Annotated in this window: 7 protein-coding genes and 1 pseudogene; all 8 read left to right on the top strand. The window is 71.7% G+C overall.

Annotated features, from left to right (window positions below; translation table 11 throughout):
• Positions 1-594, top strand: a pseudogene (locus ACFV6V_RS28770) (hypothetical protein); the annotation flags it as partial.
• 125 nt (positions 595-719) lie between these two features.
• A complete protein-coding gene (locus ACFV6V_RS28765; protein ID WP_385570696.1) occupies positions 720-1,469 on the top strand; it encodes a TIGR03936 family radical SAM-associated protein in 750 nt (249 codons plus the stop codon).
• Positions 1,470-1,764: 295 nt separating this feature from the next.
• Positions 1,765-5,541 (top strand): ribonuclease E/G, encoded by a 3,777-nt coding sequence (locus ACFV6V_RS28760; RefSeq protein ID WP_385570677.1) that lies wholly within the window; start codon positions 1,765-1,767, stop codon positions 5,539-5,541.
• A 344-nt stretch (positions 5,542-5,885) separates the two neighbouring features.
• Positions 5,886-7,004, top strand: a complete 1,119-nt coding sequence (locus ACFV6V_RS28755; RefSeq protein WP_385570676.1) for a DegT/DnrJ/EryC1/StrS family aminotransferase — start codon at positions 5,886-5,888, stop codon at positions 7,002-7,004.
• Complete coding sequence (locus ACFV6V_RS28750) at positions 7,001-8,014, top strand: Gfo/Idh/MocA family protein (RefSeq protein ID WP_385570674.1); 1,014 nt, start codon at positions 7,001-7,003, stop codon at positions 8,012-8,014. Before ACFV6V_RS28755 ends, ACFV6V_RS28750 begins: the two co-directional genes overlap by 4 nt.
• Positions 8,011-9,642, top strand: coding sequence for a glycosyltransferase family 2 protein (locus ACFV6V_RS28745; protein WP_385570673.1), 1,632 nt, complete (start codon positions 8,011-8,013; stop codon positions 9,640-9,642). Before ACFV6V_RS28750 ends, ACFV6V_RS28745 begins: the two co-directional genes overlap by 4 nt.
• Positions 9,639-10,922 (top strand): nucleotide sugar dehydrogenase, encoded by a 1,284-nt coding sequence (locus ACFV6V_RS28740; protein WP_385570671.1) that lies wholly within the window; start codon positions 9,639-9,641, stop codon positions 10,920-10,922. The genes ACFV6V_RS28745 and ACFV6V_RS28740 overlap by 4 nt, the downstream gene beginning before the upstream one ends.
• Positions 10,923-11,012: 90 nt before the next feature.
• A complete protein-coding gene (gene galE / locus ACFV6V_RS28735; protein WP_385570669.1) occupies positions 11,013-11,981 on the top strand; it encodes a UDP-glucose 4-epimerase GalE in 969 nt (322 codons plus the stop codon).
• Positions 11,982-12,023 lie beyond the last annotated feature (42 nt).

The raw sequence follows: 12,023 nt of genomic DNA, 5'->3' as shown, positions 1-12,023 counted from the left end.
TGGCCGTGGACCGCGTTGTACCGGTGGGTGCTCACCCCACTCGGGCACGGGCTGACCTGGCTGTACGCCCGGGCCGTCGTCCCCGCCGTGCTCGGGCTGTGGTCCGCCGTGGTCTGGCTCGTCCGAGCGCTGGTCATCCTCCCCGTCGCCTTCGTCCACCGCTGGATACTCGCCCCCGTCGGGCGCTTCCTCGCCGTACTCGGGCGGGAGACGGCCGACGCGCTCAAGGTTGCCTGGCGGATCGCCGGGCATGTCTCGCGGACCGTCGGACGGGCACTGAAGTGGCTCGCCTGGAATCTGCTCGGGCGCCCGGTGGCCTGGTTCTACCGCGAGGTGTGCACCCCGGTCGGGCACGTCGTACGCGACCAGGTGTGGGGCCCCGCCAAGAGGGCCGGGGTCGCGGCCGGACGGGCCGTACGCGGCGCGCTCGTATCAGCACGTCAGACCGTGCGGGAGGCGCGCCGCGCGGCGTGGTACGCCCTGGTCGGCGGGCCACGGGAGGTGCGGGGCGGAGAACCGGTGCCGGCGCCAGCGCGTAACCTGGGAGGTACCCCGACCCCCGGACCCGAGGTCTCCCCCCATCAGCGGGGGTGAGCCGGGAGAGGGCCGCCAGGGGACACACGCAGGCCAGAGGGCGGCGCTTCACCGCGCCCGCCCCGCACCGAGGAGAAGAACCACTGGGCAAGCGACAGCCCGAAGGCCCGCCGCCCGCACCCGCGGTGCAGCGCATCCGACTGCGCTACACCAAGCGCGGCCGCCTCCGGTTCACCAGCCACCGTGACTTCCAGCGCGCGTTCGAGCGTGCGCTGCGCCGTGCCGAGGTGCCGATGGCTTACTCGGCGGGCTTCACCCCGCACCCGAAGGTCTCCTACGCCAACGCGGCACCCACGGGCACGGGCTCCGAGGCCGAGTATCTGGAGATCGCGCTCACCGAGGCCCGGGACCCCGAGAAGCTCCGGGCGCTGCTCGATGAGTCGCTGCCGGACGGGCTCGACATCACGGACGCCGTCGAGGCACGGATCTCGGGGCTCGCGGACCGGCTCACCGCGTCGGTCTGGGAGCTGCGGCTCGACGGCGTGGCCCCGCAGGACGCGGAGCACGCCGTGAACGCGTTCCTCGCGGCCGAGACCGTGCAGGTCCAGCGCAAGACCAAGAACGGGATGCGCAGCTTCGACTCCAGGGGCGCCGTGGCCGCTCTGGAGGCGTCGTATCCACAGCCTGATAGGCCCGGAGAGCGCCCCTGTGCGATACTGCGGCTGGTTGTTCGGCACGTGACACCTGCCGTACGACCCGACGACGTCCTGTCCGGTCTCCGAGCTGTGGCCGACCTGGCGCCGCCGGTCCCCGCTGCGGTGACCAGGCTGGCGCAGGGGCTCTTCGACGAGGAGTCCGGCACGGTGACCGACCCGCTCGCGCCCGACCGCGAGGCAGTCATGGCCGCCCCAGCCGATCGCTCAGGGGTCGCCTGACCGACCGCGTCGGAATCTCCCGGCCATGCCGGGGGAGGCGGAGGGTACCGGTCCCGTGTAGGGGCAGCCGTCGAAGCGCCGCCCTTGTACTCGGGAGCCACCAGGGTCGGGCAGCGCTCAGACCAGGAGACTTTCGCCAGGCCGTGCGTACATCGCGTACGGAACCGGCGAGCCGAACACACAGCTCCCGTGCGGCGCTTGCGCCCCGGACGGCGGTCATCGCGGCCCACCGCGGACGGGCCACCGGACCGGACCACGACGCAGCGCCCGGGAGCCTGACGGGAGAACCGCCCGCATGCTCGAGACGAACGACCCCGGTATGACCGGGGACAACACTGAAGACAACGGAAACACGCCGAGCGACACGCTTCCGCCGCGTCGCCGCCGTGCTGCCTCGCGCCCCGCGGGCTCGCCCGCGGGTGCCACCCCCGTGGAGACCGTCACCGACGTGACGGCATCCGTCGCCGCCGCCATACCGGCTTCGGTCACCGAGGACACTTCCGCCGAGGCGGCCGCGCCGCGTACCCGCCGCCGTGCCACGCGTAAGGCGACGGCGCCCGCGGGTTCGCCTGCCGAGGCTGTGGCTGCCGCCGAGCCTGCCGCAGCCCCGGCGCCCGCCGCCGAGGACACTTCCGCCGCAGCTGAGGCGCCCGCACCGCGCAAGCGCCGTCGGGCCACTTCCGCCGCTGGGGCACCGGAGGCCGAGTCGGTGGCCGAGCAGGCCCAGCAGGCGGAGCAGCAGGCCGAAGAGGAGGCCCCGCGCGGCCGTACCCGTCGCCGGGCGAGCCGCAAGGTGTCCACGCCCGAGGCGACTGCTGAGGCCGCTGAGACCACCGAGGCCGCTCCGGCCGAGGCCGAGGCCGAGCAGGCTCCGGCCGGCCGTCGCCGCCGCGCCACGCGCCGTGCTGCGGCACCTGCCGGTACTCCGCAGGCCGAGCGGGAGGCCGAGTCCGCAGACTCCACCGAGCCCGCCGAGCCCGAGGTCCCCGAGGCCGCACCCGTTCGTACCCGGCGCCGCGCGACCGCGCCGCAGTTCACCGCGGAGCCGGTGCGTGCGAAGCGCGAAGAGCGCGAGGACCAGGCCGAGAGGCCGGAGCGGGCCCGCCGCGCCGCCCGTCCCGCGGTCGCGGTGTTCCAGGCTCCCGTGTTCGCGGAGCCGATGTTCCAGACCCCGGAGACGGCCGCCGCCGCTGCCGCCGCCGAGGCGGCGGACTCGGACGAGACGGCAGAAGAGGCCGAGGAGGCCGTCGAGCAGCCCGCCCCGGTCGCGGAGACGCCTTCGCGTCGTCGCCGCCGTCGCCGCGCCGAGAGCGCTGAGACCGCCGAGCCCGCAGTGGCCGCTGAGCCCGAGGTCGCGGAAGAGGCCGAGGAGGAGGCCGAGGCGTCCGCCGAGTCCGAGTCCGAAGAGTCCGACGAGTACGAGGACCGGCCCACGCGCCGCCGTCGCCGTGGTGGCCGTCGCCGTCGCCGCGGCGAAGCCTCCGAGCCCGATGAGCACGAGGCCGCCGATGAGGCGGAGGACGCCGAAGGCGCTGAGGCCGAGGACGCCGACGAGGACGAGGACGCCGAGGGCGGCACGCCGTCCGCAGCGGGAACCAGCGGCAGCCGTCGCCGCCGCCGTCGCCGTCGCCGCAGCGGTGAGTCCCCCGAGAGCGAGTCCGGTGCCGACGACCCGGACCGCACAGTCGTCAAGATCCGGGAGCCCCGCCCCAAGGCGGAGCCGTCGGACGAGGTGCAGTCCATCAAGGGCTCGACCCGCCTCGAGGCGAAGAAGCAGCGTCGCCGTGAGGGCCGCGAGCAGGGCCGCCGCCGGGTGCCGATCATCACCGAGGCGGAGTTCCTGGCGCGCCGTGAGGCCGTCGAGCGGGTGATGGTGGTCCGGCAGAACGGCGACCGCACCCAGATCGGCGTCCTCGAGGACAACGTGCTCGTGGAGCACTACGTCAACAAGGAGCAGTCGACCTCCTACGTCGGCAACGTGTACCTCGGCAAGGTGCAGAACGTCCTGCCGTCGATGGAGGCCGCCTTCGTCGACATCGGCAAGGGCCGCAACGCCGTGCTGTACGCCGGCGAGGTCAACTTCGAGGCGCTGGGCATGGCCAACGGCCCGCGCCGGATCGAGTCCGCGCTGAAGTCCGGCCAGTCGGTCCTGGTCCAGGTGACCAAGGACCCGATCGGCCACAAGGGCGCCCGGCTGACCAGCCAGGTCTCGCTGCCCGGCCGCTACCTCGTGTACGTGCCCGAGGGCTCGATGACCGGCATCAGCCGCAAGCTGCCCGACACCGAGCGCGCCCGGCTGAAGACCATCCTCAAGAAGATCGTCCCCGAGGACGCGGGCGTCATCGTGCGCACCGCCGCGGAGGGCGCCAGCGAGGACGAGCTGCGCCGTGATGTCGAGCGGCTCCAGGCGCAGTGGGAGGAGATCCAGAAGAAGGCGAAGAGCGGAAACGCCCCGACCCTTCTCTACGGCGAGCCGGACATGACCGTCCGGGTCGTGCGCGACATCTTCAACGAGGACTTCTCGAAGGTCATCGTCAGTGGTGACGAGGCCTGGGAGACCATCCACGGCTATGTCTCGCACGTCGCGCCCGATCTTGCGGAACGGCTGAACCGCTGGACCTCCGAGGTGGACGTCTTCGCGACCTACCGGATCGACGAGCAGCTGATGAAGGCGCTGGACCGCAAGGTCTGGCTGCCGTCCGGTGGTTCGCTGGTGATCGACAAGACCGAGGCCATGATCGTGGTCGATGTCAACACCGGCAAGTTCACCGGTCAGGGTGGCAACCTCGAGGAGACCGTCACCAGGAACAACCTGGAGGCGGCCGAGGAGATCGTGCGCCAGCTGCGGCTGCGCGACCTGGGCGGCATCGTCGTCATCGACTTCATCGACATGGTGCTGGAGTCCAACCGGGACCTCGTGCTGCGGCGGCTGCTGGAGTGCCTGGGCCGGGACCGTACGAAGCACCAGGTCGCCGAGGTCACCTCGCTGGGTCTGGTCCAGATGACCCGCAAGCGGGTCGGCCAGGGGCTGCTGGAGTCGTTCTCGGAGACCTGTGTCCACTGCAACGGCCGCGGTGTGATCGTGCACATGGAGCAGCCGGCCACCACGGGTGGCGGCGGCAAGCGCGGCAAGAAGCGCGGCCGCGGCGGCGCCGAGCAGGAGCACGAGCACGTGCACGTGCACGAGGCAGCTCCGGCGGAGGAGTCAGCGGCCGAGGTCGCGGCGGAGGCCGCTGCGCCGGTCGCGCTGCCCGAGCCCGAGTTCACGCCGGACGAGGAGCTGTACTCGAGCGCCGCCGAGGCCGAGGCCGCGGCCAAGCGGGGCAGTCGTCGCCGCCGGGCCACCCGTAAGGCCACCGCCCCGGCCGGTGCGCCGAAGCAGACCGAGCCGGTGCAGACCGAGCTCGCGCAGGCGGAGCCGGTGCAGGTCGAGCAGCCCCAGGCCGACGTCGCGCCGGAGCCTGCCGAGCAGGAGACCCCGGCGCCGACGGGCCGCACCCGTCGCCGGGCCACCCGCAAGGTCTCGGCCCCGGCCGGTGCGCCGAAGGCCGCGGAGGAGGCCCCGGCCGAGATCGTGGCGCCCGCTGCCACGGCTCCCGCGGACGCCGAGCCGGTCGCCGAGGCGTCCGAGCCGGTGGCGGTTGCCGCCGGTGTCGAGCCCGAGGCTCCGGTCGCGGCTCCGCCGCGGGCGCGTCGCCGGGCGACGCGCAAGGTCAGCGCTCCCGCCGGTTCGCCGTCGGGCGCCGATGACGCGGCCGTCCTCGTGGTGGCGACGGGGGCGCAGGCCGAGGCCGCCGCCCCGGAGGCCACGACGGACTCGGACGGCGGTGCGGCGGACGAGACCACGGACGCCACGGACGGTGCCCCGGCCAAGAAGACGGCTGCCCGCAAGACCGCCAAGAAGGCCACGGCGAAGAAGGCCGCCACCAAGAAGACGGCGGCCAAGAAGACCGTGGCGAAGAAGACGACCGCGAAGAAGGCCACCAAGGCGGCGTCGAAGAAGACCGCAGCCGCGGAGCAGCAGTCGTCGCCCTCGGTGACGGTCTCGGCGCCGGCAGCGGTCGAAAGCTGAACAGCCGATGACTGTTGGCTGAACGGTCGCGTCCCGTCCCCCATGATCGGGGGACGGGACGCGGTTTTCGTAGCGCAATCGATGCCTTGCGCTGTTAACGGGCCCGAAATTGACTAGGAAATCCCTGATAATGTGACGGCGGTTGCTGCCGTGTCGGGGCCCCGCCCACCAGTCCCGAAGAATACGGTCGGTGGCCGGCCCGGTTACACGGACTGACCGGTTCCCAGCATTCCTCGGTAGGGCGTCGGCGTCATGCCGGGGGGGTTCGCGTGGCCCACAGAACGCCCCGCAGGCCCCGGACCTCTGCCACATAGAGCTCTCGCGGTGTTCAAGGAGGACGTCCAATGCCGAGCAGCAACGAGCAGCCCATCCCCGCTGCCCGCCCGGTCATCGGTGAAGAGGAGATCGAGGCCGCCGTACGCGTGCTGCGCAGCGGCAGGGTCGTACAGGGCCCGGAAGTGGCCGCGTTCGAGGAAGGCTTCTCGGAGCAGGTACAGGGGCGCCACTGCGTGGCCGTCAACTCCGGTACCTCCGCACTGCACCTCCTTCTGATGGCTTTGAACATCGGCCCGGGTGACGAGGTGATCGTCCCCTCGTTCTCGTTCGCCGCCTCCGCCAACGCCGTGCGCCTGGTCGGCGCCGACGCCGTCTTCGCGGACATCGACCCGGACACGTACTGCATCGACCCGGCCGCCGTCGAGGCCGCCATCACGCCCCGCACCGCCGCGATCATGCCGGTGCACCTCTACGGCCACCCGGCCGCGATGGACCGGATCATGGCCATCGCCGACAAGCACAAGCTGGCCGTGGTGGAGGACGCCTGCCAGGCGCACGCCGCGGCCCTGCACGGCACCCCCGTCGGTGCCTTCGGCGCCGGTGGCACGTTCAGCTTCTATCCCACCAAGAACATGCACAGCCTCGAGGGCGGCATGATCTCCACGGCCGACGCCGAGGTCGCCCGCACCCTGCGGCTGCTGCGCAACCAGGGCATGGAGCAGCGCTACGCCAACGAGATCGTCGGCGCCAACATGCGGATGACCGACGTCAACGCCGCCATCGGCCGGGTCCAGCTCGCCAAGCTGCCGGGCTGGACCGAGCAGCGCATCGCGAACGCCGCGTACCTCTCCGCGCACATCACCGCGCCGAACGTGGTCACCCCGGTCGTCGCCGAAGGCGCGCGCCACATCTACCACCAGTACACGATCCGGATCCGCGGTGACCGCGACGCCGCCATGGCGAAGCTCACCGAGGCGGGCGTCGGCAACGCGGTCTACTACCCGACCCCCATCCACCGGCTGAAGCCGTACTGGGAGCCGGACCAGAAGGCCGGCCGCACCTGGGACCTGCCCGAGACCGAGCGCGCGGCGGCCGAGGTCGTCTCGCTGCCCGTGCACCCCTCGCTGACCGAGAACGACCTTGAGCGCATCGTCACCGCCGTGAACGCGCTGGGAGAGAAGCTGTGACTGCTGCTGGACTGCGGGCCGGGCTGATCGGCCTGGGCTCCATGGGGCGCCACCACGCCCGTGTGCTGGCCGGTCTCGACGGCGTCGAGCTGGTCGCCGTCGTGGACCCGATGGGGGACAAGAACGGCTGGGCGCAGGGCGCCCCCGTGCTGTCCACCGTCGAGGAGCTGATCGCGCTCGGCATCGACTACGCCGTGGTCGCCTGCCCGACCGCGCTGCACGAGGAAGTCGGCCTGAAGCTGGCCGAGGCCGGGATCGGCGCGCTGGTCGAGAAGCCGGTCGCTGACACCGTCGCGGGCGCCCGCCGCCTGGTCGACGCCTTCGAGTCGCGCGGCCTGGTGGCCGGAGTCGGCCACATCGAGCGCTGCAACCCGGCGCTGCGCTCGCTGCGCGCCCGGCTGGAGTCCGGCGAGCTCGGCGACGTCTACCAGGTCGTCACCCGCCGCCAGGGCCCCTTCCCGCACCGCATCGCCGATGTCGGCGTGGTCAAGGACCTCGCCACCCACGACATCGACCTGACGGCCTGGGTCACCGGCCAGCAGTACCTCTCGATCGCGGCGCACACGGTCTCCAAGTCCGGCCGCCAGCACGAGGACATGGTCTCCGCCGTCGGCAAGCTCTCCGACGGCACGATGGTCAGCCACCTCGTCAACTGGCTGAGCCCGCTCAAGGAGCGCTTCACCTCGGTCACCGGCGAGCGCGGCTGCTTCATCGCCGACACCCTCACCGCCGACCTGACGTTCTACTCGAACGCGGCCGTCACCACCGAGTGGGAGGCCCTCCAGGCCTTCCGCGGTGTCTCCGAGGGCGACATGATCCGGTACGCCATCCCGAAGCGCGAGCCGCTGCTGGTGGAGCACGAGCTGTTCCGGGACGCCATGCTCGGCAAGTCCGACGACATCTGCACCCTGCGCCAGGGCCTGCGGACCGTCGAGGTCGCCGCTGCCGTCATCGACTCCGCCAACACCGGCACCACGGTGAAGCTGACCCCGGAGGACGTGGCCAGTTGACCACCCCCGACGTCACCGTCGTCGTCGCGGTCTACAACACCATGCCGTACCTCACCGAGTGCCTGAACTCGCTGGTGAGGCAGAGCATCGGAGTGGACCGGCTGGAGGTCGTGGCCGTCGACGACGGCTCGACCGACGACAGCGGCCCGGAGCTCGACCGCTTCGCCGAGCGCTACCCCGGCACCGTGAAGGTGATCCACCAGGCCAACTCCGGCGGTCCGGCCGCGCCCAGCAACCGGGCCCTGGACGTGGCCACCGGACGTTACGTCTACTTCGTCGGCTCCGACGACTACCTCGGCGAGGAAGCGCTCGAGCGGATGGTGGCCTGCGCCGACGAGCACGGCTCCGATGTCGTGGTCGGCAAGATGGTCGGCACCAACGGCCGCTATGTCCACCAGGTGCTCTACAAGAAGAGCGACCCGGACATCAGCCTGTACGACTCGGCGCTGCCGTTCACGCTGGCCAACACCAAGCTGTTCCGGCGCGAGCTGGTGGAGAAGCACAAGCTGCGCTTCCCCGAGGACCTGCCGGTCGGCAGCGACCAGCCGTTCACCATCGAGGCGTGCGTACGGGCGAGGAAGATCTCGGTCCTCGCCGACTACACGTACTACTACGCGGTGAAGCGCGGTGACGCGAGCAACATCACCTACCGCGCCAACCATCTCGCGCGGCTGCGCTGCACCGCCGAGATCATGAAGTTCACGGCGGGTCTGATCGAGGCCGGTCCGCAGCGTGACGCGGTGTTCAAGCGCCACTTCACCTGGGAGCTCGCCAAGCTGGTCCAGGACGACTTCCCGGCCCTCGACCGTGAGACCCAGGTGCAGGTCTGTGCCGGGATCGCCGCCCTCGCCGACGAGTTCTTCACCGAGGCGCTGCGCGACTCGATGGACGTCAAGCGGCGGGTGCGGATCGCGCTGGCCCAGCGCGGCGCGGTCACCGAGCTGATCCGCGCCATCGGCGACGAGGCCGCGGCGGGGGCTCCGCCGATACTGCTGGAGCACGGGCGGGCGTATCTGCGCTACCCCGGCTTCCGCGATCCCGCCCTCGGCCTGCCCGACCGGCTCTTCGAGGTCATCGGTGAGTCCGTGCCCAAGCAGCTCGCAGACGGCACCGGACTGGTGTCCGCCCAGTGGGAGCAGGAGGGCCAGGAGCTCGCGCTGGCACTGGCGGTCCGGGTCCCCGTCACGGGTGAGACGGGGCATGCCGTCATCCGCCTCGCCAACAAGGCCATGCCGAAGAGCGCCGACAAGCCGGGCGCCCGCAGGCTGCCCGTCGGCACCGAACTCCCCGCTCCGGCGGGGGAGCTGAGCCGCAGCACGACCGAGGACGGCACGGGCACGGTGCTCACCGCCCGGATCCCGGTCAAGCCCGTCAGGGCCAAGCTCGGCGTGCGCGCCTACCTGGACGTGGCGGGCTCGACGTACGAGGTCCCGGTGAAGACCCTGGGCCTGCCGCTGCCCCTGGCCCGCCGCTGGCGCGAGAAGATCCCGTACCGCATCGCGGCCAACGCGAACGACAAGGGCCGACTGGTGATCACCACGGCCCCGCTCTGGGAGTCCCTGTCGCCTCGCGAGGGCAGCCGGCTGCGCCACTTGATGTCCCGTGTGAAGAGGAAACTGACCCGATGAATATCTGTGTAGTCGCGCTCGGCAAGATCGGGCTTCCGCTCGCCGTGCAGTTCGCCGCCAAGGGCCACAAGGTCATCGGCGCCGACGTCAACGAGAAGGTCGTCGAGCTGGTCAACGCCGGCACCGAGCCCTTCCCTGGTGAGCACGACCTGGACGTCAAGCTGAAGCAGGTCGTCGACGCCGGGCTGCTGTCCGCCACCACCGACACCGCCGCGGCCGTCGCCGGGTCCGAGGCCGTCGTGGTGGTCGTCCCGCTGTTCGTGGACGCCGAGGGCACCCCCGACTTCGGCTGGATGGACTCCGCCACGCAGGCCATCGCCAAGGGCCTCAAGCCCGGCACCCTCGTCTCGTACGAGACCACGCTGCCGGTCGGCACCACCCGCACCCGCTGGGCCCCGATGCTGGAGCAGGGCTCGGGCCTGACCGCGGGCAAGGACTTCCACCTGGTGTTCTCGCCGGAGCGGGTGCTCACCGGCCGGGTCTTCGCCGACCTGCGCCGCTACCCGAAGCTCGTCGGCGGCATCGACGAGGCCTCCGCGAAGCACGGTGTGGAGTTCTACGAGCAGGTGCTCGACTTCGACGAGCGTGCCGACCTGCCGCAGCCGAACGGTGTGTGGGACCTGGGCACCGCCGAGGCCTCCGAGCTGGCGAAGCTCGCCGAGACCACCTACCGCGACGTCAACATCGGTCTGGCCAACCAGTTCGCCCGGTTCGCCGACAAGAACGACATCGACGTCAAGAAGGTCATCGAGGCCTGCAACTCGCAGCCCTACAGCCACATCCACCAGCCCGGTATCGCCGTCGGCGGCCACTGCATCCCGATCTACCCGCGGATGTACCTGTGGAACGACCCGGAGGCGACCGTGGTGCGCGCCGCTCGCGAGGCCAACGCCGCCATGCCCGAGTACGCCGTCGACCTGCTGGCCGCCGCCTACGGCGACCTGAAGGACGTCAACGTACTGGTGCTGGGCGCCGCCTACCGCGGCGGCGTCAAGGAGACCGCCTTCTCCGGTGTCTTCGGGACCGTCGAGGCCCTGAAGGCGCGCGGCGCGGTGCCGTTCGTCTCCGACCCGATGTACACCGCCGACGAGCTCGTCGCGCACGGCCTCACCCCGCACCAGGGCGAGAAGGTCACCGCCGCGATCCTCCAGGCCGACCACGCCGAGTACCGCGAGCTGGCCGCCTCCGACCTGCCGGACGTCACCGTCCTGGTCGACGGCCGCCGCACCACGGACCCGGCCCGCTGGGAGGGCGTCCGCCGCGTCGTCATCGGCGGCTGACGGACGGATCCCCGTACGCGAACGACCGTGGCCCTGTCCCGTGTGACCGCGGGGCAGGGCCCGCTTGCAGAAGGTGCAGAAGGGTTTCCCATGACCTGGTTGGTTACTGGCGGCGCCGGATTCATCGGCTCGCACGTGGTGAAGGCGATGGCGGAGGGCGGCGAGCGTGTCGTCGTGCTCGACGACCTGAGCACGGGACGCCCCGAGCGGCTCCCGGACGGCGTCCCGCTGGAGGTCGGCACGGTCCTCGACCGGAACACCGTGGACCGAGTCCTGCACGAGCACCACATCACCGGGATCGTGCACATCGCGGGCAAGAAGCAGGTGGCCGAGTCCGTCGAGAAGCCGCTGTACTACTACCGCGAGAACGTGGAGGGCCTGCGGGTCCTGCTGGACGCGGCCGTGGCCGCCGGGGTGAGCCGCTTCCTGTTCTCCTCGTCCGCCGCGGTGTACGGCATGCCGGACGTCGACCTCGTCACCGAGCGGACCCCGTGCGCGCCCATCAACCCGTACGGCGAGACCAAGCTCGCCGGGGAGTGGCTGGTCACCGCGGTCGGCAAGGTGCACCCGATGGCCACCGCGTCACTGCGCTACTTCAACGTGGCGGGGGCGGCCACCCCCGAGCTGGGTGACGACGGTGTGTTCAACCTGGTCCCCATGGTCTTCGAGCGGCTCACGGCCGACGAGTCGCCCAGGATCTTCGGCGACGACTACCCGACCCCCGACGGCACCTGCATCCGCGACTACATCCACGTCGAGGACATCGCGTCCGCGCATGTCGCAGCGGCCCGCCGGCTCGCCGCCGACCCCGAGGCCCGGCTGATCCTCAACATCGGCCGCGGTGAGGGTGTGTCGGTCGCGGACATGGTCGCGATCATCAAGGACGTCACCGGCCACACCGACGTCAAGCCCGAGATCACGCCCCGCCGCCCCGGCGACCCGGCCCGCGTGGTCGCCTCCGCCGACCGCATCCGCGAGGAACTGGGCTGGACCGCGCGCCATGAGGTGCGGGAGATGGTCGAGTCGGCCTGGGCGGGGTGGCAGCTGCGCCACCCATAGAGCGATAGGCAAGGGAGAAGGGCCCCGGGACATGTCCCGGGG

The organism is Streptomyces sp. NPDC059828, assembly GCF_042731955.1.
In the GTDB taxonomy this organism is placed as follows: Bacteria; Actinomycetota; Actinomycetes; order Streptomycetales; family Streptomycetaceae; genus Streptomyces.
The sequence above is the reverse complement of the archived record's forward strand: the minus strand, read 5'-3'. Positions and strand labels throughout refer to the sequence as shown.